20 protein-coding genes are annotated in these 25,080 nt (G+C 48.3%); 1 reads left to right on the top strand and 19 read right to left on the bottom strand.

Going from position 1 to position 25,080, the window contains the following annotated elements; genetic code table 11:
* Nucleotides 1–40: 40 nt before the first annotated feature.
* The 13 genes from AC4EVX_RS00865 to AC4EVX_RS00805 form a co-directional block, all read right to left on the bottom strand.
* Nucleotides 41–769, bottom strand: a complete 729-nt coding sequence (locus AC4EVX_RS00865; protein ID WP_177978069.1) for a GNAT family N-acetyltransferase — start codon at nt 767–769, stop codon at nt 41–43.
* Nucleotides 769–1,290, bottom strand: a complete 522-nt coding sequence (locus tag AC4EVX_RS00860) for a peptidylprolyl isomerase (protein WP_177978070.1) — start codon at nt 1,288–1,290, stop codon at nt 769–771. Before AC4EVX_RS00860 ends, AC4EVX_RS00865 begins: the two co-directional genes overlap by 1 nt.
* 62 nt (nt 1,291–1,352) lie before the next feature.
* A complete protein-coding gene (locus AC4EVX_RS00855) occupies nt 1,353–2,165 on the bottom strand; it encodes an ABC transporter permease (RefSeq protein WP_177978071.1) in 813 nt (270 codons plus the stop codon).
* 17 nt (nt 2,166–2,182) lie between these two features.
* A complete protein-coding gene (gene rfbC / locus AC4EVX_RS00850; RefSeq protein ID WP_177978072.1) occupies nt 2,183–2,737 on the bottom strand; it encodes a dTDP-4-dehydrorhamnose 3,5-epimerase in 555 nt (184 codons plus the stop codon).
* A gap of 202 nt (nt 2,738–2,939) precedes the next feature.
* A complete protein-coding gene (locus AC4EVX_RS00845) occupies nt 2,940–4,742 on the bottom strand; it encodes a DUF2142 domain-containing protein (RefSeq protein ID WP_490159367.1) in 1,803 nt (600 codons plus the stop codon).
* The gene (locus AC4EVX_RS00840; protein ID WP_308451215.1) at nt 4,726–5,091 is read right to left on the bottom strand and encodes a DUF2304 domain-containing protein; all 366 of its coding nucleotides are present in this window, start codon (nt 5,089–5,091) and stop codon (nt 4,726–4,728) included. Before AC4EVX_RS00840 ends, AC4EVX_RS00845 begins: the two co-directional genes overlap by 17 nt.
* Nucleotides 5,088–6,035 carry a glycosyltransferase gene (locus AC4EVX_RS00835; RefSeq protein WP_177978075.1) on the bottom strand — a complete coding sequence of 316 codons (948 nt, stop codon included), beginning with the start codon at nt 6,033–6,035 and terminating at the stop codon, nt 5,088–5,090. Before AC4EVX_RS00835 ends, AC4EVX_RS00840 begins: the two co-directional genes overlap by 4 nt.
* Nucleotides 6,032–7,342 (bottom strand): lipopolysaccharide biosynthesis protein, encoded by a 1,311-nt coding sequence (locus tag AC4EVX_RS00830; RefSeq protein WP_177978076.1) that lies wholly within the window; start codon nt 7,340–7,342, stop codon nt 6,032–6,034. The genes AC4EVX_RS00835 and AC4EVX_RS00830 overlap by 4 nt, the downstream gene beginning before the upstream one ends.
* 27 nt (nt 7,343–7,369) lie before the next feature.
* On the bottom strand, nt 7,370–8,065 hold the full coding sequence (locus tag AC4EVX_RS00825; protein WP_177978077.1) for a glycosyltransferase family 2 protein: 696 nt from the start codon (nt 8,063–8,065) through the stop codon (nt 7,370–7,372).
* 28 nt (nt 8,066–8,093) lie between these two features.
* On the bottom strand, nt 8,094–9,218 hold the full coding sequence (locus AC4EVX_RS00820) for an aminotransferase class I/II-fold pyridoxal phosphate-dependent enzyme (protein WP_177978078.1): 1,125 nt from the start codon (nt 9,216–9,218) through the stop codon (nt 8,094–8,096).
* 46 nt (nt 9,219–9,264) lie between these two features.
* Nucleotides 9,265–10,335, bottom strand: a complete 1,071-nt coding sequence (locus tag AC4EVX_RS00815; protein WP_177978079.1) for an ATP-grasp domain-containing protein — start codon at nt 10,333–10,335, stop codon at nt 9,265–9,267.
* Nucleotides 10,336–10,593: 258 nt separating this feature from the next.
* A complete protein-coding gene (locus AC4EVX_RS00810; protein WP_490159366.1) occupies nt 10,594–12,045 on the bottom strand; it encodes a lipopolysaccharide biosynthesis protein in 1,452 nt (483 codons plus the stop codon).
* A gap of 116 nt (nt 12,046–12,161) precedes the next feature.
* Entirely contained in the window at nt 12,162–13,142 is a 981-nt protein-coding gene (locus AC4EVX_RS00805; protein ID WP_177978080.1) for a glycosyltransferase, read from the bottom strand.
* Between the two features lie 235 nt (nt 13,143–13,377).
* Between AC4EVX_RS00805 and AC4EVX_RS00800 the strand changes: the two genes are divergently transcribed.
* A complete protein-coding gene (locus AC4EVX_RS00800; RefSeq protein ID WP_490159365.1) occupies nt 13,378–15,063 on the top strand; it encodes a L,D-transpeptidase in 1,686 nt (561 codons plus the stop codon).
* A 136-nt stretch (nt 15,064–15,199) separates the two neighbouring features.
* Here AC4EVX_RS00800 and AC4EVX_RS00795 read toward each other — a convergent pair whose 3' ends face one another.
* From AC4EVX_RS00795 to fba, 6 genes are all read right to left on the bottom strand, one after another.
* Nucleotides 15,200–18,481 (bottom strand): response regulator, encoded by a 3,282-nt coding sequence (locus AC4EVX_RS00795; protein ID WP_490159364.1) that lies wholly within the window; start codon nt 18,479–18,481, stop codon nt 15,200–15,202.
* Nucleotides 18,482–18,509: 28 nt separating this feature from the next.
* Complete coding sequence (locus tag AC4EVX_RS00790; protein WP_177978081.1) at nt 18,510–19,394, bottom strand: glycosyltransferase; 885 nt, start codon at nt 19,392–19,394, stop codon at nt 18,510–18,512.
* Complete coding sequence (locus AC4EVX_RS00785; protein ID WP_490159363.1) at nt 19,391–20,491, bottom strand: glycosyltransferase family 2 protein; 1,101 nt, start codon at nt 20,489–20,491, stop codon at nt 19,391–19,393. The genes AC4EVX_RS00790 and AC4EVX_RS00785 overlap by 4 nt, the downstream gene beginning before the upstream one ends.
* Nucleotides 20,488–21,474, bottom strand: a complete 987-nt coding sequence (locus tag AC4EVX_RS00780) for a glycosyltransferase family 8 protein (RefSeq protein WP_490159362.1) — start codon at nt 21,472–21,474, stop codon at nt 20,488–20,490. The genes AC4EVX_RS00785 and AC4EVX_RS00780 overlap by 4 nt, the downstream gene beginning before the upstream one ends.
* 286 nt (nt 21,475–21,760) lie before the next feature.
* Nucleotides 21,761–23,878, bottom strand: a complete 2,118-nt coding sequence (locus AC4EVX_RS00775) for a glutamine synthetase III domain-containing protein (protein ID WP_177978084.1) — start codon at nt 23,876–23,878, stop codon at nt 21,761–21,763.
* A 298-nt stretch (nt 23,879–24,176) separates the two neighbouring features.
* On the bottom strand, nt 24,177–25,040 hold the full coding sequence (gene fba, locus AC4EVX_RS00770; RefSeq protein ID WP_177978085.1) for a class II fructose-1,6-bisphosphate aldolase: 864 nt from the start codon (nt 25,038–25,040) through the stop codon (nt 24,177–24,179).
* Between the last annotated feature and the right edge of the window lie 40 nt (nt 25,041–25,080).

The raw sequence follows: 25,080 nt of genomic DNA, 5'->3' as shown, positions 1-25,080 counted from the left end.
GACAAATAAATCCCTATTTTTTTCAAAAACAGCCCCCGTACTAAACTATCATAAAATTTAATTTCTTTAAGAGGTTCTCTGAGGCTGTATTGGATGCCTTTGTCACTGCAAAGATTTCATATTCATCTCCATACCACTCGCCTACATAAGAGAAAATCAATTTACATGCTTCCTCTGCATATCCATTTCGGCGATATGGAGCGAATGTACGGTATCCTAGTTCTAATTGTAAAACAAAATCTTCCGCGGTTTCTTTTTCCGGATTTTTCTTATTCCATCTCCACACATTCTGCGGTTCGCGGATTTTCACACGGTTATTTCCTGTGCGTTTTGGCTCGTAATTCCAGACTCCAGCTGTTCCGACAAGGATTCCATCTTCACGACGTTCTATTCCCCAGAGTCCATACTCATAAAAGCGATACTGGCTATTTAAGTATGCGAGATATTGTTCCTCATCGGAAAAGGCATTTTCTTCTTTGCTGACAAACTTATAGTCTTCCGGTGTGAGTTCACGGATTAACACGCGATCGGATTCTATGATGTTCCAGGGCAGACCGAGGTGACGACGGAGCACCCGTTCTAAGTATTTTTCATCGACTGCCTCAAATGATTCCACTGCATATTCTACACCGATTCCCGAAAACATCTCATCTCCGACTGCGACAAAGGCTCTCCCCACCGCTTTCGCGGTAAGGAGAGCCTCCCTCTCATCGGATACAGTAATCCCGTATAAGTTTCCGTCAATCAGCAATTCGTGCTGACGAGTCATCAAGCCTTCTCCGGCTCGTCGTACTCTGCACCGAAAGTATCTACGGTGATGCTCTTGATCTTCTGCTCTTTCAGCGGACGATCGCTGTAATCCGTGCGGGTCTCTGCGATCTTGTTGACAATATCCATACCCTCAACAACTTTTCCGAATGCTGCGTAAGCGCCATCCAGATGTGGAGCGGATTTGTGCATGATGAAGAACTGAGAACCTGCGGAGTTCGGCATCATGGAACGTGCCATAGACAGAACACCCTCACTGTGCTTTAAGTCGTTCTTGAAGCCGTTCTGAGAGAACTCACCCTTGATGGAGTAGCCCGGACCACCCATTCCAGTTCCCTGCGGGCATCCACCCTGAATCATAAAGCCCTGAATAACACGATGGAAAATCAGTCCATCATAAAAGCCCTTCTTTACCAGGCTGATAAAGTTCTTTACCGTATTCGGTGCGATCTCCGGATAGAGCTCTGCACGAATCTGATCGCCATTTTCCATCGTGATCGTAATCTCTGGATTCTTGTTCATGTTTGTTTCCTCCTGAATAGTTAATTATTTATTCTCCTCCACCTATAATATAAAAGTGAGAGTTATAATACATCTGAGAAATGCGGTCTGAGACGTTTAAAGACTTTCAATCCGATCAGTCCAATCACAATTGTGAACACCCAGAAATAAATCGTCAGGCGCGGACGCTCCCAGAAGAAACTGCCTGTCAGCATACTGTCACGGTAACCCGCAACAATGTAGTAAAACGGATTGACTTTGAGCACAGAGACAATCCACGGATAATCTGTCGCAAACATGCTCTCGTCATACATAATCGGGGTCAGCCACATGCCAAATTGAAGACAAATGCTAACAATCTGAGCCATATCTTTGAAAAATACATTGACTGCCGAAGTGAAATATCCAATTGCAAGTGCCAGCATCGATGCGGAAAAACTGTAATAAATGACCTGAAGCCAACTGATCGCCGGCATTCTTCCATAACAGAGGCACATCACAAACATGATTGCCACGAAGAATGCATGAACCAGAAGACAGGAAATCAGCTTAATCACAGGAAGAATCTCTACCTGAAATACCACTTTTTTAACCAGATAGCTGTATTCCTGAAGGCATCCCGTCACACAGTTAAGTGCCTCACTGTAATAAAACCACGGCACAATACCCGGCACAAGCCAGAGCACATACGGAACTCCCGGAACCGGCGGTGCGCTCTTAAATCCAAGCTGGAAGATGAAAAAATAAATTGTCACCGTTACAATCGGCTGTACAATCATCCACACCACACCAAAGTAGGAACCAACAAAACGCTTTCTAAAATCTGCCTTTGCCAGATCCCAGATCAATCTCCGCTTCCGGATAATTTCTTTTAAAAGAGAAAGCACATACATCATATAAATATGGCCCTCACTTAAAACTTAAAGGTTTCTTTGAAACCACCCCATTTCTGATCTTTCTCAGAAATGATCAGCTCCACACCATCCTGAAGTGGCCACTCAATGCCGATCTCCGGATCGTTCCAAGCCATTCCGCCCTCATCGCCCGGATGATAGAAATCAGTGCACTTGTAAACGAACTCAGCCTCATCAGAGAGTACCAGAAATCCGTGTGCAAATCCCTCCGGAATGTAGAACTGCTTCTTGTTCTCTGCACTCAGCTCCACGCCAAACCAATTTCCATAGGTCTTAGAACCGGTACGCAGATCAACTGCAACATCAAATACCGTTCCGCGAACAACGCGAACCAGCTTTCCCTGCGGGAACTGCTTCTGATAGTGAAGACCACGCAGAACACCTCTCGTAGACATAGACTGATTATCCTGAACAAATACCATATCCAGTCCAGCTTCCTTGAAATCATTCTGATTGTAAGTCTCCATAAAATAACCGCGCTCATCCTTGAACACAGTCGGCTCAATGACACAAAGTCCCTCAATCTCACAGGTTGTCACTTTAATTTTTCCCATTGTGTTTTCCTCTTCTTTTTCTGACCATTTTGGTCATTTTTGCTCTACTTTTCTGTTACTTTTTCATTCCTGTCTTACATAGCGTTTCGCTCCGTTTGCAAGTTCCATCAAAATCGTTTTACATTTTTTGATTTGTAAATTTTTTATGCTTGCCCATTTACTTTGCAATGGCGACGCAAACATACGCTAAGCATTTTCAAATTTACACCCTCATACTCACAACGCTGTACAGGCGAATCAACGCATATGCATCCAGACAGCACATCAGATACAATATACTACGATTTAGATTCTTTGTCAAAACAACAGTATCATTTTTCAGTGCAAGAAGAAGCACCGGCAAGAATGGCAAGAAATACCTCCCCTGCACTCCATTGATGACTCTCGAACTCAGCGGAGTCCACGCAATCAGCATCGACAGCATCACAAGCCCCGCGCACCCTGCACAGACAACACCAATCCAGATCCTCTGTCCTCCCGAGAAATACAAACTTTCTCCAGGATTTCTAAATGCAAGTCCAAGCAGACAAAGCGAAAGCGTCATAACAACGACATATGGCACATCAAGCACCGGATCGAGATTTCCGAGACTCGCTCCAATCATCGTCAAATGATACTGCTGTGTCTGCCAGAGAATCGTCTGGTAGAAAATTTTCACGAGTCTCTGTGGCTGATGAATCAACAACGTCAGTGTGTACCCCGGCTCTGACGCCCATTCCACAAAGCTGTCTGCTTCCGTCGCAACCGCATAGGATGCAATCACCTGACAATTGACAAAAAACATCGCCAGTGCAAACGCCAATCCCACGACAAGTGCTGAGATCAGCCAGCGTTTCCAGTTTCCAAATTTTGAAATCGGAATCAGCAGACAAAGTCCCATCATCGGCGCATAGACCATCTTACACGGACCTGCGACTGCCATCAGAACTGCCAGAAGTGCAACATCCCGCTTCCTCACATTTTCCCGTGCACACGCAAGGTCGAGACAAACCGCCGTGAACACGAAGAAGCAGCTCATAATCATCACGTCATACGAGTACGATGCCGAGAGATGAATCGTCATCGGAAGAAGCGCCACTCCAAACAGCACCTCTTTTCCAAACGGCAGTCTCCGCATCGCAAGCGTCGTCATCACAACAAAGAAAATCAGGTTGCAAATCCGCCCCAGATACAAGAGCGGAAGCGTCCCAAGTCCGAGAAGACGCGCAGCTGCCATTCCGATCGCCTGCGGAAGATACGCAAGCGGAGTCGTCGTCACCGGCGGAAACAGCGAATCTGCCTCAGTCTCCCCAAGTTCCGTGTGCAAAAGATATTCCGAAACTCCACTCTCAAAAATTTCATGAATCTGACGGTAAGATCCCTCCTCAAGCGGTTGAGCAATCACACGATTCTCCCCGGATACTGAGACATCCGCCTTCCAGGTTCCATCCTCTCCGATCTCATACACATGGCTTGCATCCAGATCCTCAACCCAGACATCCTGAGGGCGAAGAAGCACACGACCATAGCGATCTGTCGCCTGTTTCCCGATCAAATGACTCGAGAGCTGATACGCACTCACATAGTGGCTGATCTCATCCGGTGCTGAGAGCGGAGGCAAAATAAAAAGTGAGAGAAGTCCCAGCAAAAGACCTGCAACCGTATAAACTCGTTCAAGTGCAATCGGTGAAGACGACTCTCTTCTCTTTCCAAAGAAACCATAGCCCAGCACAAAGACCCCTGCGACTGCCACAATTGCAAGCACAAGATACCAGAAAATCAGCCAGCGATCCCCAGTCGCAATCGCTCCTGCGCGCACATCTTGAACATGATACCCGGCAAACAGCGCCACAAGACCTGTTCCGACAAGAATTCCTTTCCAATTAATCTGACCAAAATGACCAGCCCACTTTTCTTTTTGTCTTTCCGTCTGTTTTCCTGTCTGTTTTCCTGTCTGTTTTCCTGTCTGTTTTTCTTTCTGTTTTTCTTTCTGTCGTTCTCTGTTTTTCTCAGTGCTCTTCTTCATGCAGTTTCTCTTCCTCATGAAATTTCTCCTCCAGTGCCATCTGTTGCACCAGTTCCTTGACTCTCGTCTCGAGCTGGGAGATATGAATTGTCATATAGAAAACCTTTACAATCAGCACAAAGATCGCCAGCACAAACAGAAAGTTCGTCGTCGCATAAATTCCGAGAAGACGCGCACAGAAATCTGCAACCGGTGGAAATACACTGTATACAACAAGGACAAGCGCAAGCACAATCCAAAAGATCGAACTCTCAATCTGAACCTTGGAACGACGAATCTTATGCATCATCAATGCAAACGTACCAAGCGATGCCAGAATCAGCAACACTCTCAAAGTTGTTGTCATCATGCCTGTCTCTCCTTCCATCTGCGCTCCCAGTATGCCGGGCTCATGCTACACCACAAAATTACTTTTCTCGGAAGACTGCGATATTTTTTTCCCATCCGGTATCCGAGATACTTGCATCCACTCGAGACAATGAGCGATGGAATCAACCAGAAGCGTCCTTTTTTCAGGAGTTTCACCGCCGTCTGCTTCACAAGGCGAATTCCCTCTCCCTCTGACGGCAGACCCTCAAACACTTCCGGGTGATCCGCCTGAGACACCGCCATGTCAAAATTTCGGTGGAACTGCTCTAAGGGACTCAGGTTGTGGGAGTGAATCACCTTTGCCGACGGCACATAAGCGATTGCATATCCATCCTGAATGATGCCTCCCGCATAGATCATATCCTCATTGAAGATCGTACTTGTGATAAATCCCTCCCGCGCCTCGAAAATATCTTTTCGGTATGCACAGCAGACATTTGATGCAAAATAGGTCTTGATCCCAAGCCTCTCCAAATCCGCCTTTGTCTTGACCATCGGCTGATCCGGATAATTGAAATCCCTTGTCAGGCGCTCAATCAGATGGCAATTCTTCGCCGGAAGCTGTCTCGCATACGCCTGGGCGATAACCTCACCATGCGGTCCGGTCTGTTCAAATGCTTTCAGAAGCTCCTCAATCAGATATTCATCCTGCGGAACCGCATCCTGAGTCATAAAAATCATGATCTCTGCCTCAGAATACCATGCCGCCAGATTTCTCGTTCCGCCGTGATCGAACTCCGCCTTCGTCACATGATGGACTTCCAGACCGCGAATTCCCTTGTATCCTTCCTCATTCCAGTAGGATTCCTCTGTGTTCACTACAATGATCCGGCGTGGCTTCACTGTCTGCTTGGAAAGCATCTGCAAAAGTCTCGCAAAACGCCGGTCCGGCCGATACGCCGGAATCAGCACATCTACCGTCATTCTTCATCCTCCTCCTGCGCCATGCGCTTCCCGCAACGCAGTCCATACCAGGCACATACCGCAAATCCGCACGCCATCATCACCATCAAGATCAGGTAGGCACGCGCACCTCCGTTGATTCCATTTCGCTTTACCATCGCCGGTGCAAGTATCATCCCTGCTCCGGTCATCACCATATAGACTCCAAAAATCTCTTTCTGCCGTCTCATAATCACAAGCACATAATAGCAGAGATTTAAGAGTGCATAGAAACCTCCGCCCGCCACAATCATCAGAAATGCAAGGCTGTATCTCGTCAACATTCCCTCATAGGAACTTCCAAGAAGCATCTCCATAATCCAGAGCACCGGTTTTCCAAGAATCGCCGTTGCAACTGTCGCAAGCAGGGCAAGTCCACTGATGATTCCGGTCAGCATCCGCAGTCTCGAGACAAAGGAATCAAAATTTTTCTCATTCCAGTCATCCGTCAGTCCATTTAAGAATGGTCGAATCACAAATCCCGCTGCCAGATTGATCACCGAAGTCGGCATAAAGACGATATTGAAAAATCCAGAGGCTGTGTCATCCATGTGTGCGTCAATCGCATATTTGGCAGACGAAAATACATAGAAATCAAGAAAAACGGAAATGCTCAAAAGCACCGTCGCAAAAAACAGCTTTTTGATCCGTCGTTTCGACCAGCGATAGTCGATTCGATAACGCCCAAGCACCGCAATATCAAATACATACAGCCCGACAAGCTGAGCCAAAAGTGCCATCATACATGCGAGCAGAAGATTTTTCCCGGGCGTCAGCACAAGAACGGCAAAGAAGACGCCAACGCTCAGAATCGTGCGGAATGTATTTGACTTTCCGGTCAGATACAGCCTGCCGATTCGCTGAAACTCCGTCTCGTACACATCTGCAAATCCATCGATCACCTTGTATCCGATCAGGAGAAAAATCACCATCGTCTTCTCTAAATCGTACCGATTAAACAGGACATACGCACACCCAAACAGGAGCGCAACTGTGCATGTCAGATAGCGAAAATGAAGGTAATCTCCAAAGAGATACTCCTGTCTCGTATCCGTAATCTGAAACGAGCGAACTCCGAAATATGCCAGAAGAAACATCTGCTGTCCCACCGTGCTGTATCCAAATGCAAAGATTCCACCCTTCTGGCTTCCCGCCACACGCATGACGAGAAATGCCAGAACCATGCTGGCAAATGCATAGCAGAAACTTCCGAGCATATTCCAGTAAAGATTCATCTTCTGCCGGTCTTTTCCGGTGTGAATCAGAAGATCTGTGATATAGTTCATCATAAGAGAAAATCCTTTCCTCTATTTCTTCTATCTTTTGCTCTTGCGGAAATTCTGGATAAACAGAATTGAAATCAGAATCCGCGACATATAGCTGACGGCAACCATTGGCTTTAAATAGCTTTCTCCGCCTGCGCGCGGTGCGATCTTTACCGGCACCTCCGCAATCTTTGCGCCCTGTTTGAGCAGATAGGAAACAGTATCCGGCTCCGGACCGTAGTTCAGATTCAGAGCAAACTCGCGGATCATTTTCTGACTGAACATTCTCATTCCCGAGGTCGGATCAGCCACCTTGACTCCTGTCGTCAGATAGATTGCACCCTCAATCAGTCGACTTCCGATCATCCGGAAAGAAAAATCCTTCTTCTGATTCACAAATCGGCTTCCGATCACAATATCATAGCCCTCTTTCATCTTCTGCATCATCGGCTCAATGTATTCGGGACGATGCTGTCCATCCCCATCAAACTGGATCGCATAGGCATATTTTCGATAATAGGCATACTTCATTCCCGCCTGAAAGCATCCGGCAAGTCCGAGATTTACCGGCAGATCGAGCAGATTATATCCATGTTCCCGGCAAATCTCCTCCGTCCGGTCCGTTGACCCGTCATTCACAACAAGATAATCATACTGCGGATACTTCTCCTCAAGCTCTCCGACAACCATCTCGATATTTGCTTCTTCATTGTAGGCAGGAATGATCACCAGTACCTTATTTCTCATCTCACTTTTCTCTCCTGTCACTCTCCCGTTACCTTTCTCTATCCCGTCGAAAACTCAGAATCACGTCGCAGACCTCATCCACAATCTCCATCGACAGATCTGCAAACAACGGCAGAGTCAACACCTCCGAGGCAATCCGCTTTGCAACCGGCGTATCATCCGCACTGAAACGGTCGCGATAGCACGCATAATCATTGATACACGGGTAGAAATATTTTCTTGCAAAGATATTGTGTCCCTTGAGCGCGGAAAAAATCTCGTCGCGACCTGCACCATATCCCTCAAACACAACCGGCATATAGGCATAATTGTAACGGACATCCGGGTTTTGCGGGCAGAGACGGATTCCCGGCACACCGGAAAGTCTCTCGCGGTAATGCTCTGCAAGTGCCTTTCGTTTTGCAATCTCCCCGTCGATATGGCGCAGATTGCACAGTCCCATCGCTGCCTGAAATTCGTTCATCTTGCCATTTGCTCCGACGTACTCGACGCTCTCATATCCGGTAATTCCAAAATTCTTGAGCTGATAGAGGCGATCCTTTAACCAATCCTCATGAAATGCGACTGCTCCTCCCTCAATCGTGTGGTAGACCTTTGTCGCATGAAAACTCAGCATCGACGCGTCGCCAAACTGAGTTACCCCGCGTCCCTTCCATGTCTCTCCAAATGCATGTGCCGCATCATAGATCACGCGGAGATTATGGCGCTTTGCGATCTCCTCGATCCGCTCCACATCGCAGAGATTTCCGTAGACATGAACCGGAACAATCGCACACGTCTTATCCGTAATCAGCTCCTCAATCTTGTCCACATCCATTGTATAATCTTTCTCATTGATGTCGCAAAATACCGGTGTCAAGCCATTTCGCACAATCGCATGTGCCGTGGAAGCAAAGCTGAACGGGGTCGTGATGACCTCTCCCTCAAGATCAAACGCCTGAATCGCAAGCTCGAGCGCCGTGTGTCCATTCACAAAAAGCTCCAACTGCGGAACATCCAGATACTCCTTAAGTTTCTGTTTCAATTCCTCATGATAAGCGCCCATATTCGTCAGCCAAGCGCTCTCCCAGATCGGTTTGAGCATCTCGACATATTCCTCAAGCGGTGGCATCGATGAGCGCGTCACCATCACCGCCTGCTCATGCTTTTCCATGCAAGTCTTCCTCCTTTTTTCGAGCCAATTTCTTTATCATCGATCTCTATTTCATCCGATACTCCGTGTAGCGTCTGGCAATATACTGATTCTCCACAACAACCGTTTTTTCCGGTGTTTTTCCCATAAAACATGCCAGATGTGCCCGAATCATATCATAGCCCGCCATGCAGGAAAACGCAACTCCCCCCGAGAAACGCGGGTTACACTCAAGGAAACAATAGCGGTTCTTTGCCTCTATTCCTTCCCCACACGCAGTATCAATAAACTCAAAATTCACACAGCCACAGATATCAAGTGCCTTTGCAATCTCGCGACACTCTTGCTCAAGCATCTCATCGTGATAGACGTAGACCGATGTTCCAGCACCATTTAACGTCCGCAGAAGCTCCCTGCGCGCAACCGCTGAAACGATTCCACTCTTTGGATCGCGGGCAACATCGACAGTCACCACACTTCCGTCAATCATCGGCTGTACAAGAAAACGACCGCCGTGTTCCACACATTCCAGAACCGCATACGTCATCTGGCGGGCATTCTTCACACGAGCCAGTCCCTGACTGCTTCGCCCGTCAACCGGCTTGATAACCAACGGATAAGAGAGATTCTCATATCCAGATCCCGCTTCTGCCTCCACAACCTCAGCAAGTTCCCTTCCCGGGATTGTCCGGCAAAGGCCACGCTCCGACAGGAAATTCTGCATCTTCTCCTTATCTCGGCACAGGCGAATCGTCTCGACTCCGGACATGCAGAGCACAGCATGAAGCGGGGCAAATTCTGCCGTCACCTCAGACTCTTTCGTCGCATCCATAGACTCCATTCTCCACTTTTGAAGAACATCAACCTCGACATCTGTCAACGGAAGTACGAAATCTACATGCTCCTTCTCGCAAACCTCCGCAAGAAATGCGCAGTATGCAGTCTCATCTGTCGCATAAGGCGCCCGATAACACACATCCACATCTGCGGAATCTGCGACCCACTCCGCCGGATAAATATCACAGCCGATAATACGCATTCCTTCTCTTCTGCATCCTGCAATCACCTCACGCGCAGAAAATGATCCGATCGCCGTCACCAGTGCGGTCTTTCTCTCATCCTCTCTCGCCATCTCCATTTTCTATCTGTCCTTCCTTATTTATGTCTATATGATTTCCCTTGTTTTCATTTATAACTCAGAGCGAATACGCAGTGAGTTTGATAAAAAAGAATGTGCCTTGGCACATTCTCGCGCCGAGGCGCGGTTGCCTCGGCAACCATCTACTCCTGCGCCGAGTGCGCATCCTTGCGGAGCATTTATTATTTCATAGGACGCAATTTCCTATGAAATAAGAAGATGTCAGCAAAGCTGACCAAAATCACGCGCCAAGTGAACTTAGACCCCCTTGCGTTTCTGAATCATCCCACACAGGTACCGGAAACTCTCTAACTTAAATCCCCATGCAAGTCCCGCATAGATCACAATTCCCGCCATGATCTGAATCACGAGCTTGATCCACACAGACATCGCTCCCATCCAGCTTCCTAATGCCATGACTCCTGCACACATCACTGCCGAGAGCAAAACCGGAGGCATCACATCCATCCACTGATGCAAAACGCTGTATCCGAGCAGTTTCTTGTTCGGATCTGCATTGATAAACGTGCAGAGAAAGTCCTGAAAGGCTTTCAAACATACCATCACATAGACGTCAAACTGCATACCGATCACGAGTGCCACCACACTCAGAAGTTTCTTCACAATCTCAAGTTTCAGGAAAATATCACTGCGCCCAACCGCATTGATCGCCTGAAGGTTCGCGATGTGAATCGGCCAGAAACAATACGAGATACACATAATCCTTAGAAACGGCACACAGATCATCCACTTTTCTCCAAGCAGTGCCAAAACCAATGTATCCGCGACCGCAAACATTCCGAGAAGCATCGGAATCACCGCAAAAGAGCTCAGCTGGATCGCTCTTCTCATCATCTGGTGAACCTGCTCGCGGTTTTCCTGTTTCTCCGCAAATGCCGGCAGAAGCACCGCCTGAATCGCCGCTCCGAGATTCGTCGCAATCAGTTTCGGAAACTGTTCTCCGCGGTTATAGCTTCCCAGTAATTCTTCATTATATATCTTTCCGATCAAAAGTCCATACAGATTATTAAAAACATTGTCGAGAAGGGAAGCACAGAGAAGTTTCCATCCAAACGAAAACATCTCCTTCACCCTCGATAATGCAAAGCACAGCTTCGGTCTCCACGTCACTGTGAAGAACAAGGTAATCATCAGCGCCAGATAATAGGTGATCTGTTGCCATACCATCGCCCAGACGCCAAAACCTAAATATGCCATTGCAACACTGATCGCACCGGAGATGATCGATGCCGTCAAAGTAGAAAGAAAAAGCCCGCGAAATTCCATATTTCGGGACACATAGGAAGTCTGTACGGAGATCACTGCGCCCGGAAACAATACAACCGCAAGCACTCTCACAATCTCTGTCAGATGATCAATCTCATAAAATCCGGCAATCACTGGTGCCGACAAATACAAGAGCACATACATGACTGCCGACATCGCAAGCTCAAAATAGCAGACTGAGGAAAAATCCAGCTCATCTGCATGGCGTTTTTGCACCAGAACGGTACTGAATCCACTCTGGACAAACACATTTGCAATCACAATAAAAATGGAAATGATTCCGACGACTCCGTATTCTGCCGGACTCAAAAGGCGTGCAAGGATCACTGCAATCACAAACTGTACGCCCTGCGCACCTCCATTTTCGAGGACTTTCCAGAAAAGTCCCTTCACTACTTTTTGTTTCATTTCTGTCTCTGCCACACCAAAACTCCTTATTTCCTGCGGTCTCGACACGATAAAATCCGCAATCTCTATCTTTCCTTTATCCGATTTTGCCTAATTCAATTTTTCCTGATTCAATTTTGCCCGATTCGACTTTATTCTGCCCGATGAAACCGTTTCTGCAACATCGCGTAAAATCCGGGTGCCATCGTCTCTAACCGGATGAAGAACCGTGTTCTCAGATTGAGTTCCCGATAAAACCGACGGTATTTCCGGTCAAATACCTTCTCATACTTGCGCGTATTGACCCAGGTCAGAAAACGAATCCGCGCAGATGCTCTCTCCACAGTCTGATGAAAACGCTCCCCGCTCTCTCTATCAAATCCGCGGTACATCTCCTCCATCGCACGGGCATAATTTCTTTGTTTTTCTTCATAATTGCCCTGTTTCATCAGCGTCGTCCACGATGCCGAACCGCCGAGGCGATAGACACACATACACCGATCCATATAGTATGCCCACCCGCGATTCGCACTCATCAACTGAAGCGGAATATCCGCGATCGGAGCGTTCACATAAAAGTCCGGCAGATGCTCGACCATACTTTTACGAAACATCAGCGATGCCGTCGGATAACCCGATGTCTTGTCAATAATCTCCTCCGGACGAAGCTTCCTGCTTCTGCGGTACGGACGCATCATGTGTTCCGTTATAGCCTTTCCCTGAACCTCAATCCTTGCGCTGTGCAGGCAGAGCGAACATCCCGGATGTGCCTCCATGAAGTCGACCTGGCGCTGGAGTTTCGTCTCATCCGTCCAATAGTCATCGCCCTCACACATCGCAATATATTTTCCTCTCGCTCTCGGGAAATTAAACGTTCCACTGATGTTCGTGAGTCCCTGCGAGTACTGATTTTCTGTCTGAAGAACCGGGAAAATCCGGTCCGGATAGCGCTTTGCATACTCCCGAATGATCTCAGCTGTGCGATCTGTCGAAGCGTCATCGTGAATCAAAAGTTCCCACTGAAAATTCGTTTTCTGTTTGATAAATCCATCCAGAGCATCCCGAATATACGCCTCCTGATTGTAGGTGATACAGCAGATGCTGACCATGATCTCCCTTTTATTTGAATTCATGATTTCTTTTCCATCCTATTATCTATCTTCCACGGGATAACCGTACAGAATTCTCTGTTTGGAAAATTCCTGCTCTGTGTACGGCAACTAACCGTTACAATATCCTTACATTTTTCTTGCTAATCCCTTGTATTTTACAATATCCCCCATAAATTGTAAATCAAATATGGAATTTTCCTCTCATTTGTGTTAGATTAACAATGTATATGAATTCATTTTTCAGGAGGATTTTCTCATGTATAAAAAACATATATGCAAAAAATCTGGTCTCGCACTGATGCTCTCCGGCATCCTTGCAGTCGGATCTGTTTTCCCGGCATTTGCCGAGACTGTGACATTCAACGCTCCCGGTTCAACCACGGAAGGCACCTCAACGGAGCAAACCACCGGGACAACAAGTGCCACAGCCGAGACGAGCGGAACGATCCATGCAGGATCTACTCAGGTTGAGACCGGTGGTCCGGGCATGCCGACCCAGTCTGCTTCCACTACTGAGGCAGCTCCGGATGGCGTGACCACAAATGCACCGGACGGCACGACGGAAATTCCGACCACTACGGATTCCACTTCCACCGAAACTTCTGCTTCCTCTGAAGTTTCTTCCGATGGAAATGCGTTGACAGAGGCTCAGGGTGCAGAGCTCGAGGCAGAGCGCGCAGCAGCAGAGGCAGAGGCTCAGGAAGATTCCAACAACCCGTTAAAAGTTCCTCAGCGTGAACCGCATTTACAGACAACCGTTCTTCTGATCGCAGATGGAATGACCTGGTCAAACCCATACGTCAACGATCAGCAGATCGAGGGCGCTTCCGCAGGATTCAGCTCAATTTCTACCTTCCTTGAGAACATTCACGGTGATCTTCTCTACCGTGTATACAATTCTCAGACCGGATGGACCGGATGGGCGATGAACGGTCAGCAGACTGCCGGTGCTTCCAATCCGATCCCGGTTGAGGCAATCCAGTACCGCTTCGCTGGAATCGTCGGCGATCAGTTCGACATCTACTACTCCACGATTCTGAGCGATGGCACCCAGACCGGATGGGCAAAGAACGGTGAGAGTGCCGGCTCGATGAACAAGGGACTTTACATCACCGGTTACCGCCTTGCATTCTTCCGCAAGGGCACAAACGGAGCAGAGGCTCTCGACACGACAAACGCTCTCGTTTCCGACCATTCAGACGGCATCCAGATCGTTGACGGTGCAATGAGATACATCCACGGCGACGGCTCGAACTACACCGGTTGGGGCTGGCAGGGAAGTGATCGCTACTACTTTAAGGACTCCGTTCCGGTAACCGGATGGCAGTACATCGACGGTCTCAAGTACTATTTCCAGGAAGATGGAAAACTTCTGACCGATGTCGAGTCCGTTCTCGGAAGCGACGGTCCGTACCTGCTTAAAGTCAACAAAGAGATGAACTGCTTAACCGTATACGCTCAGGATGGCGGAAACGGCTACATCATTCCGGTCAAGTCCTTCTTGACCTCCGTCGGCGATGACACCCCGATCGGTACGTTCAAGACTCCGGAGAAATACCGCTGGAGACTGATGATCCACGACGTTTACACGCAGTATGCAACCCGTCTCGGTGCTGGTCTTCCGATCCTGCTCCACTCAATCATCTACGATGCTCCAAACTCCTATTCCGTTTGGGCAAGTACATACAACAACATGGGAATCGCCCGATCCGCCGGATGTATCCGCCTTGTCAGCGGAGATGCAAAGTGGATTTACGACCACTGCCCGATTGGCACGACCGTTACGGTATATAACAGTGAGATCGCAGGTCCGTTTGAACGTCCGACAATCAAGGAAGAAATTCCGTTTGAGCAGACCTGGGACCCGACTGATCCGAACGTCACCGAGGAAGGCATCGCTCAGGCAACTCAGCAGATCCTTGCAAAGTTCGCTCAGCAGTAATCATAAAACAGCTATCATAAAATACCAAACATAAAACGGCTAACATAAAATGACAAGCAAAAACAGCCAGCAAAAATGGCTATCGCACAAATCTGCGGTAGCCATTTTTTAGGATTAAGAACCCTCTATCAGAATCTTATAAGAAAGAACTGATCTCTTTCAACATCTTGTCAATCTGAATCGGTTTTGCCAGATATCCGGTCATTCCGGCTTCTTTCGCCAGTTCCCGGTCTTCCTCAAACGCATTTGCTGTCATGGCGATAATCGGAATCGTCTTGCAGCGCTGTGCAGACATCGCACGAATCTTTCTCGTCGCCTCATATCCATTCATGATCGGCATCTGAATATCCATCATGATCAGATCATATTGTCCGGGTTTGGAAGCTGCCATCTTCTCCACAGCAACCGTTCCATCCCCTGCAACCTCTACGCTGAGTCCCACCTGCGTGAGAATCTCATAGGCGATCTCCTGATTCAGCTCATTGTCCTCAACCAGAAGAACTTTCTTTCCTGCCGGAATGTGAATCTCGTCTTCCGGTTTCGGCTTATTGATCTCCATCGGTTTTGTGAGAATATCCCTGAGTTGCGACATGAACAGAGGTTTCTCACAGAAGGCTGTCACGCCGGCTTCTTTCGCCTCTTCCTCCACATCCGACCAGTCGTAAGCAGTAAGGATGATGATCGGGCTGCTGTCTCCAATCACCCTTCGGATACGGCGGACGGTCTCAATACCGTTCATATCCGGCATCAGCCAGTCAATGATATAGGCATAAAACTCATCTCCCATATCCACTGCATGTTTTGCACGAATCACTGCCTCCTTGCCGGAAACCGTCCACTCAGAACGCATTCCGATCTCAGTCAGCATCGAAGAAACGCTCAGACAGGTATCGGTATCGTCATCTGCAACCAGCACGCGAAGCCCCTGCAAGGAACCAATCTTCTTGTAGATTTTTCTCTCCCCGTTCAGCCGGAAGGTCAGGCAGACATCAAACACACTGCCGACACCCTCCTCACTCTCGAGATGAATCGTTCCGCCCATCATCTCAACAATCTTTTTCGTGATCGCAAGACCGAGACCCGTACCCTGAATGCAGTTGACGGTTGAGGTCTCCTCACGCGAAAAGTTCTCAAAGATGTGTTTCTGGAACTCCTTGCTGATACCGATTCCGCTATCTCTCACAATAAAATGGTAGGTTGCACAGCCTTTCGGTGCCTTTTTCTCCTGTTTGACTCTAAGGCTTAGCACACCGCCTGTTTTGTTGTATTTCACTCCGTTGCTCAAAATATTGAGAATGACCTGCGTCAGTCTCAGCTTATCTGCAATAATGTCCTCGTCCACCACATCGACCGTGTCAATCAGGAAATCAAGCTGTTTTGAGGTGACAGACGGGCGGATGATCGTGCGAAGATCGTGGAGCAGATCCGGAAGATGAAGCGGTTTCTCATCAATCTTCACTCTCCCGCTCTCAATTCGGCTCATGTCAAGCACATCGTTGATCAGGGAGAGCAGATGCTCACTCGAGGTTCCAATTTTTTTGAGATAATCCTTTACCAGCTCCTTGTTGTCAATGTGCGAAGCTGCAAGGGAGGTAAAGCCGATGATCGCATTCATCGGAGTCCGGATGTCATGGGACATATTGTTTAAGAACGTAGTCTTTGCAGAGTTGGCACTCTCCGCCTGAAGCAGGGCTGTCCTTAAATCTTCCTGGCTCTTCTGCAATTTTTCATTCAGCTCCTGAGACTGCTCAACCGCCTCCTTCGCCTTTGCCTCCGCACGCAGAGACTTTTTCAAAAAGCTGAGAATGATAAGCAGAATGAGGAGAAAGACCAAAATAAAGGTCGTCGCTACCACAAGCAGATTGTCCTTGATGAAGTCCACAACCGTGACTTTTCTTGAACGATTGTCATACATGGACAACGCACCGGTAAGCATTGTGCTCGGCATGGATTTCAGCGTCTTATTTAAAATGGACATCAAAACCGAATTTCCACGTTTCACTGCAAAAGATACATTCTCCGGTTGAATCAAAGAAACACTGTGAAACTTACTATCTTTGATATAATTTGCGACCCGGCTTGAGCGGACAACAAAACAGTCTGCTTCGCCACCGCGCACAGCTTTCTGAGCTTCCTCCTGCGTGTCATACTCCACGATTTTCCACTGCGGATAGTTGTAGGAGAGGTACCATTTCAACGCAAGTTTGTCTTTTGGAATTGCAATCGTATTCTCCGCATTTTCATCAAAATACGTCTTTGTCGTGATTGCTGCCGGATTTGTGCTCCAGACGGTATTGGACAGAGAAAAATTATTTTTCTCCGCCAGATTCGGGTTCTGTGAAACATGGAAAATCATATCGATTTTGCCATCGTTTAATGCCTGTATCTCATCATCCCGAGCGTCAAATCCCACCAACTGAAACTTCAGCGCATGATCTCCGAGACAGTCCGTCGCATACGAAATGTAATCATTGATCACACCGATTACCTCTCCGCTCTCCGCCTGCAAAGAGCTGATTCCGGCATCATCCTTCAAATATCCGACCAGAATCGCGCCATGCTCCTTCAGCCATTCCTTCTCTTCCGTGGAGAGAACTGCCACGGACTCCGTAGCAAGGTATTCCTTGTAAAGATCATCGGAATAAAACGGTTTATCATACTCCATCGAACGCATCGCATTGTCCAGCTCTTCCTTCAGATCCGGGCGGTTCTTGTTGATTCCATAATAAATGCCGGAGCCTCCGGTTGTGACGATTGCAGACATCCCTGCTTCGACCCAGATTGGGGTCTCGGTGGAGATTACTCCGTCCACCTCGTGCTTTCCTGTCAGCTCCATCGCCCGTTCGATGCTGTCAATATTGATGTGCTGTGTCTTGATCCGATGCTCTTTCTCCCACTCAGAAAACTGCGTCGACTGAATGCTGTCCTCCATGACGATGACCTTCTTGTTATTCAGAGTAGACAGATCCGACATGGAAATATCCTTTTTCGTGAGATCCGCATACAGGTAATATTTTTCCTGACCCATCGGCAACTCGGAAAACAGCATCTTCTCTGCGCGCTCGTCCGTGTAGGAGAGCGCTGCCATCAGATCGATTTCCCCGGCTTCGAGCATTCTCACCAATTCTCCAAAACTTCCCTTTATATACTCGTACTGCCATCCGGTGTAACCGGCTACCGCCTGTTCGTACTCATAAGCGTACCCGCTTCGACCACCATTGACACCGGTAATGTGATAGGAATCCTCATACCAGCCCACACGTACAACCTTGGAATCTGTCTTTTCTCCTGCATGTTCTTGTTCTTCCGCACTCGCTCTCATCGGCAGTAGCGAAAAAATCATCATGCAGAGCAAGAAACATCCATATCTGCGCAAATTTCTCTTAAACTTATCTATATATTCTCCATCCCAGATCATATCGCCTCCCTGTTTATGCCCTGCTTTATTATTTTTCTTTTTGACTGAAAATCTGTGCTGTGCGAATTTCCATCCGGATTCCCCAAAACCACACCCTTGCAAACCACTCCTGAATTCGACTGATATGCAGATAATTCTTCATATAATAAAAAACACTCTGCTCACGAAGGCGCTGACGCTCCATCTGCCCTGAAAATGACTTGCTGATCGACACCGAATGCGCATGATCGTAACTCCGGTCGAGAAGCAAGACCGTGCGAAGTCCCATCGTTCTCATCTTCCACCCGAGCACATCCTCCTCCTGATACAGAAAGATTCCCTCATCATATCCTCCGGCTTCAAGAAATCTCCCCGCATCAATCATCAGCAGAGAACCATGGACGACATCAACGGAAACTGCCTTTTTTCCCTCAAAATACGGCTTGGAATACTCGAGAAATGGCGCAAACAGACGACGGCTGACCGGTCCCATCGCGAGAAGCTGTCTCGTATACCCGCGCAGAGGCCAACCTCCCGTCATCTCCCCGTAAGTCACATCGTGCATTCGCGCACTCATCACCCCGATATCTGGATGCTTCTCAAAAAGTTTCAACATCCGAATGATCGTTTCCTCCGCAATCGTCACATCCGGATTCATGATCAGCACATGGGTTGCCTGACAGTGCTCGACCGCATAGCGAACACCAAAATTATTTCCCGCTCCGTATCCGCCATTCTTCTCTGCTCGAATCACATGAACTTTCTGATCCTCCAGACCTTTGAGCTGGTCCCACGAATCATCGGTCGACGCATTATCGACGACCACGATCTCCTCCGGCACATCATATTCATGGATCAGGCGGACGAGCTGTTCGGTTGTCTCGGCATCGTTATAATTCAGAATCACACTACAAATTTTCGTCTTCACATTCACAGGGATTCATCCTCCTTCTCCTTTTTCCAGGGAATCGGACGGTCTTTCTGTGCTCTCTGACCCTGCGCCTCAAGACGGTCAAGCGAGAGCTGTCCCCCCGCCATCTTCGGGATCGTCACACACATCGCAAGTGTCTGAACCCGGGAATTCTTGCAGAAATGGTGACGCATGATATTCTTTACACGACCTGCCGGAGACTGATACGGAAGCGCAAGAAATGCGCGAAGCGTGCTCTTCTGCTCCGGTGTCATCTCCTTCCAGAAACGGTGACCAAATGCCGTCGCCTGCGCAAAGATCTGTCCATATGCACGGGCAATCTCCTCTCCTCGTCCCTTCCGGCTCTCAATCGCCGTCAAAAGTCCCTTCTTCTGTGCGCCGAGCACATTGTCCTCATGCTGGCGATACTGATAGAGCGCCTCGTCTCCCCAGCTGATCACACCGAAGCACGAAGCGACAAGCGCAATCCACCAATCATGCATGCAACAGCTCTTCGGCGCCTTTGCGACGAGATGCAAGAGTGCACGGTTCATCATGCAGGCTCCGCCCGTCACCGGATTCTCTATCAATACCTCTGCAAACGAGCTGCGCTCCGGGTGACAGTTCTGATATTCAAAGAAACTCGGGGCAATCGGCGCGAGATTCTCATCCACAACCTCCATATCCGAGTGAAGCAGAATCGGGATCTCCTTTCCCATCTGTCTCTCCATCTGGCGCATTCTTCCGGCAAGCACTTTCACCTTGTCGTTGAACCAGACATCATCCTGATCGGAGAGCATCACATAATCACTCTCGTCCTCCTCAGCGACAAACTCCATCAGCGAGAAGAAATTCTGTGCTGATGCCGGAATTCTCTGTCTTTCTTTTCCCTCTGATTTCTGCAATGCCAATGCTTTTCGCTCCTGCGGAGTCTGGTGATGATGAAGCACAATCTGCTTCGGATACCACTCGGCATAGCGCTCAAGAAGTTCCCTCGTTCCGTCATCCGATCCGTCATCCGAGATCACAATCCGCACGGGCACAGTCTGCGCCAGAATCGAGTCAAGCTGTTGTTCCAGATATTTCTTTCCCTGCCAGGTTGCCATCAAAACCGTAATCATTTTTTATTTTCTCTCTTTCTGTTTTCCACAAACTTCATTCCCATCTGACGGCTGATTGCCCAGCGCACTGCCGGACAAACTGCTGTCACATAATCCATCAGATGATAGGCGAGCATGTAACGCTCTTTTCCCTTCTCCTTCGGACTTCCTGCCCACGGTGTCTTTTCCAGATAAAACTCATACGCCTTGCGATAATGATTTCTGTTTCCGGCAATCCACGGTCTCTCATCCCCCATATAGTGAATGATCGCCGGGTGACGCTTCGCCGTTGTGAGCTGTTCTCTCTTCACTGCCCGATATGCAGGCTCATGGCGCACAAGCGTCTGATAAGAGAAATAGCGGTAATTCGTAAAAAAATTATATCGCGGAGAAATCATCTGGATCTGCCCTTTCAGCCCTCCGTTGATCACATCCTGATCGCTCGCAAAAAGTTTTCCGCCCTTCTCCTTCCAGAAATCGAGAAGTCTCTGCTGAACGCCCTCTTCTCTCCACTTTTTCAGATTGATCAGCAGAACCCCCGAGTTGAAATACGGCTCGTCATTATCAAGCCCGATCGAGGCTTTCACCTCCGGATAGATTGTCGGTTCCATCACCGCACCGATCACATTTTCATGAAGCTCCGTCTTCCACAGATGCCTGAGTGGCTGGGCAACCACGGTGTCACAGTCGAAATAGAGAACCTTCTCGATGCTCTCCGGCAAGGTCTCCCCGACAAAGAGACGAAGCATGATACTGATGTCATAGGCACCGGTCTCCACCTCAAAACCAATTTTCTGCTTGAGATCAGCAAGCTCCACAAAATTTAATCTGCGGCGATACTGATCGGCAATCTTTTTTAAATTCTCCTGATTTTCCTCTGAAATCGCCATTGACAGCACCCAGACCTCAATCTTCTCGACCTCCTGATTCCGGTCAAAGAGAGAATACATCGACACGCCTAAATGCCTTGCATAAGCGTCATTTGACGCATAAACTACATTCATTTCTTTTTCCTCAGATTCCTCAGATCTTATTTTCCGTTTCCATCATTTCAAAATATACAGAAAAACTTTTTTCAAATAGCGCTGTTTCTATCATACAATATTCATGGAAAAAAGTAAACGGCGGTCCCGCCATCTCCTGCGGAACCGCCGTCTAGCTGTCATTGTTCATGCAGTGCACAAACAGTAACCTTTATTTTCTCAAAAAAAGAACCCATATGTGAACTACCCATTGTCTAAAGTCAGTGGGATTGCGGTAGTCTCATTTATCAAACAAATATCTGATCTTTTATACCTCAAACATCAGATCGCCATAGCTCGGGAACGGCCACAGATCCTTATCCACGATCATCTCCAGCTTATCAGCCGGTGCACGCAGAGCAGCCATTGCCGGAACAACCTTGTCGTGGTAAGCGTGAGCCTGATCGCTTCCGCTCTCCATGCCCTCGCACTCCTCAACAATATCTGCCAGAGCGGCCAGTGCTACCTTTATATCGGACAGCAGAGCAGAAGTCTCAGTAAGCAGTTCGGTCTGTACGCTGGTGTCAGCCTCCGGACAAGCACTCTTTACCTTACCTAAGGACTCAGCCAGCTCGGTGGTGTACTTGATAACTGCCGGAATGATCTGCTTGCCTGCCATGTCGAGCATCGTCTTTGCCTCGATGTTGATGACCTTTGCGTAAGCCTCGTACTCAACCTCTGCACGGGACTGAAGCTCTGCCTCGGTGAATACGTCGAAGGATTCGAACAGCTTGATTGCCTTCTCAGTGGTCAGTGCCGGGATTGCATCTACCATAGAGCGGATGTTCGGCAGACCACGGCGCTCAGCCTCCTCAACCCATGCATCGGAGTAACCGTTGCCGTTGAAGATGATGTGCTTGTGCTCTCTGAGCAGCTTCTTGATCATATCATGAACAGCGGTGTCGAAGTCATCTGCCTTCTCCAGCTCGTCTGCTGCTTCCTTGAATGCCTCTGCAACGATCGTGTTCAGAACTACGTTCGGGGAAGCGATGGAATCTGCGGAACCAACCATACGGAACTCGAACTTGTTTCCGGTAAATGCAAACGGTGAAGTACGGTTACGATCGGTTGCATCCTTATCCAGATCCGGAAGAGTTGCAACGCCGGTCTTTAAGGTACCGCCCTTCTTGGAGTGGGTTGCCTCACCGGTACTGCACAGCTGATCGATGACATCCTCAAGCTGTTCGCCTAAGAATACGGAAATGATTGCCGGCGGTGCCTCGTTTGCGCCAAGACGGTGATCGTTGCCGACATCTGCTGCGGACTCACGAAGCAGATCTGCATGAACATCAACAGCCTTCAGGATACATGCCAGAACCAGAAGGAACTGAATGTTCTCGTGCGGGGTCTCGCCCGGGCTTAACAGGTTTACACCATTATCAGAAGTCAGGGACCAGTTGTTGTGCTTACCGGAACCATTGACACCTGCGAATGGCTTCTCATGAAGCAGACAGGACAGTCCATGACGACCGGCAACTTTCTTCAAAGTCTCCATAACCATCTGGTTGTGATCAACTGCAAGGTTTGCCTGATCGTAGATCGGAGCCAGCTCATGCTGTGCCGGTGCAACCTCGTTGTGCTGGGTCTTAGCGGTAACGCCGAGTTTCCACAGCTCCTTGTTGACCTCATTCATATAAGAACCAATTCTCTCACGAATTGCTCCAAAGTAATGATCATCCAGCTCCTGACCCTTCGGAGGCATTGCGCCGAACAGGGTACGACCGGTGTAGATCAGGTCTTTTCTCTGTAAATATTTTGCACGGTCAACCAGGAAATACTCCTGCTCCGGTCCTACGGACGGAACCACGCGTTTTGCAGTGGTGTTGCCAAACAGTTTCAGAATTCTCAGGGACTGCTTATCAATTGCCTGCATCGAACGAAGAAGCGGGGTCTTCTGATCGAGTGCCTCACCCTTGTAAGAACAGAATGCGGTCGGAATGCACAGGGTCACACCGATTGCATCCTCCTTTAAGAATGCCGGAGAAGTACAATCCCAAGCGGTATATCCTCTTGCCTCGAAGGTAGCACGAAGACCACCGGACGGAAACGAAGATGCATCCGGCTCACCCTTGATCAGCTCTTTGCCGGAGAACTCCATGATGACTCTTCCCTCGGAATCTGGAGCGGAAATGAAGGAATCATGTTTCTCAGCGGTAACGCCGGTCAGTGGCTGGAACCAATGTGTATAGTGAGTTGCTCCTCTCTCGATTGCCCAATCCATCATTGCATGAGCAACAACATCTGCGATAGACGGGTCCAGTTCTGCACCATCCTCGATGGTTTTCTTCAGCTTCTTGAATACGGCCTTCGGCAGGCGCTCTTTCATTACAGTCTCGTTAAAGACATTCTTGCCGAATACTTCAGACATATTTACGATCTCGCTCATAAATTTTTCCTTCCTCTCCTTTGAATTTCCATTCCGGATCTCCTCATTGATTCATACAGTCCATACCGGGGTTGAACACCCTTCCGTTCCTCATGAAATCACGCAGAAAATAAAAAATGAATAAATCTGCATTGTTTCTGTATATCCTGCATAAAAAAAAATGGCGCCCTCCTTCTTATAAGAAGAACGCCATCGTTCTTTATTAAAATAACCCATCTTACCAGAAAAAGCAAGTACTTTTTCGCGATTTTCTTCTTTTCCTGTCAGAAGTTTATTTTATTAAGTACGACCCCTAATTTCAAGCCTTATTTGCGGAACCAAACAGTTCAATCTTCTCTCTTACGGTTGCCTTGATTGCCTCTGCGCCCGGAGCAAGCAGTTTTCTCGGGTCAAAGCCCTTGCCCTGCTCATCCTTGCCTTCCTCGATGTACTTACGGGTAGCAGCAGCAAATGCCAGCTGGCACTCGGTATTTACGTTGATCTTTGCAACGCCGAGAGAGATTGCCTTCTTGATCTGATCAGCCGGGATTCCGGTACCACCGTGCAGAACCAGCGGAAGATCACCGGTCTTCTCCTGAACTGCTGCCAGAGTCTCAAAGCTCAAGCCCTTCCAGTTTGCCGGATACTTTCCGTGAATGTTGCCGATACCTGCTGCCAGGAAGTCAACGCCCAGATCTGCGATTGCCTTGCACTCGTTCGGATCAGCGCACTCGCCCATACCGATAACGCCATCTTCCTCACCGCCGATGGAACCAACCTCAGCCTCGATGGACAGACCCATTGCATGAGCAACCTTAACCAGCTCTTTGGTCTTCTCCACGTTCTCTTCGATTGCATAGTGAGAACCGTCAAACATGATGGAGGAGAAACCAGCCTTAATGCACTTGTAGCAGCCATCATAGGTACCATGATCCAGATGCAGAGCAACCGGAACTGTGATGTTCATCTCCTCGATCATTGCCTTAACCATCTGTGCTACGGTCTTAAATCCGGTCATATACTTGCCGGCACCCTCGGAAACACCCAGAATTACCGGGGAGTTCATCTCCTGAGCCGTAGCCAGGATTGCCTTTGTCCACTCCAGGTTATTGATGTTAAACTGTCCTACTGCATAATGCCCTTCTTTTGCTTTTTTCAGCATTTCTGTTGCAGATACTAACATGATTCCATCCTCCATTCATGATATTTGTAACTGTCCGTTA

The organism is Brotaphodocola sp., from assembly GCF_983179755.1.
Note: the sequence above shows the minus strand (reverse complement) of the source record. Positions and strands in the feature narration are given on the sequence as shown.

What these genes read in the sequence shown, in the direction of transcription:
- AC4EVX_RS00860 (WP_177978070.1), bottom strand. Translation starts at nt 1,290, where the DNA reads ATGAACAAGAATCCAGAGATTACGATCACGATGGAAAATGGCGATCAG.
- AC4EVX_RS00820 (WP_177978078.1), bottom strand. Translation starts at nt 9,218, where the DNA reads ATGGAAAAGCATGAGCAGGCGGTGATGGTGACGCGCTCATCGATGCCA.
- AC4EVX_RS00795 (WP_490159364.1), bottom strand. Translation starts at nt 18,481, where the DNA reads ATGATCTGGGATGGAGAATATATAGATAAGTTTAAGAGAAATTTGCGC.
- AC4EVX_RS00800 (WP_490159365.1), top strand. Translation starts at nt 13,378, where the DNA reads ATGTATAAAAAACATATATGCAAAAAATCTGGTCTCGCACTGATGCTC.
- AC4EVX_RS00830 (WP_177978076.1), bottom strand. Translation starts at nt 7,342, where the DNA reads ATGATGAACTATATCACAGATCTTCTGATTCACACCGGAAAAGACCGG.
- AC4EVX_RS00780 (WP_490159362.1), bottom strand. Translation starts at nt 21,474, where the DNA reads ATGAATGTAGTTTATGCGTCAAATGACGCTTATGCAAGGCATTTAGGC.
- AC4EVX_RS00855 (WP_177978071.1), bottom strand. Translation starts at nt 2,165, where the DNA reads ATGATGTATGTGCTTTCTCTTTTAAAAGAAATTATCCGGAAGCGGAGA.
- AC4EVX_RS00840 (WP_308451215.1), bottom strand. Translation starts at nt 5,091, where the DNA reads ATGATGACAACAACTTTGAGAGTGTTGCTGATTCTGGCATCGCTTGGT.
- AC4EVX_RS00845 (WP_490159367.1), bottom strand. Translation starts at nt 4,742, where the DNA reads ATGAAGAAGAGCACTGAGAAAAACAGAGAACGACAGAAAGAAAAACAG.
- AC4EVX_RS00805 (WP_177978080.1), bottom strand. Translation starts at nt 13,142, where the DNA reads ATGAATTCAAATAAAAGGGAGATCATGGTCAGCATCTGCTGTATCACC.
- AC4EVX_RS00825 (WP_177978077.1), bottom strand. Translation starts at nt 8,065, where the DNA reads ATGAGAAATAAGGTACTGGTGATCATTCCTGCCTACAATGAAGAAGCA.
- AC4EVX_RS00775 (WP_177978084.1), bottom strand. Translation starts at nt 23,878, where the DNA reads ATGAGCGAGATCGTAAATATGTCTGAAGTATTCGGCAAGAATGTCTTT.
- AC4EVX_RS00785 (WP_490159363.1), bottom strand. Translation starts at nt 20,491, where the DNA reads ATGATTACGGTTTTGATGGCAACCTGGCAGGGAAAGAAATATCTGGAA.
- rfbC (WP_177978072.1), bottom strand. Translation starts at nt 2,737, where the DNA reads ATGGGAAAAATTAAAGTGACAACCTGTGAGATTGAGGGACTTTGTGTC.
- AC4EVX_RS00815 (WP_177978079.1), bottom strand. Translation starts at nt 10,335, where the DNA reads ATGGAGATGGCGAGAGAGGATGAGAGAAAGACCGCACTGGTGACGGCG.
- AC4EVX_RS00865 (WP_177978069.1), bottom strand. Translation starts at nt 769, where the DNA reads ATGACTCGTCAGCACGAATTGCTGATTGACGGAAACTTATACGGGATT.
- fba (WP_177978085.1), bottom strand. Translation starts at nt 25,040, where the DNA reads ATGTTAGTATCTGCAACAGAAATGCTGAAAAAAGCAAAAGAAGGGCAT.
- AC4EVX_RS00835 (WP_177978075.1), bottom strand. Translation starts at nt 6,035, where the DNA reads ATGACGGTAGATGTGCTGATTCCGGCGTATCGGCCGGACCGGCGTTTT.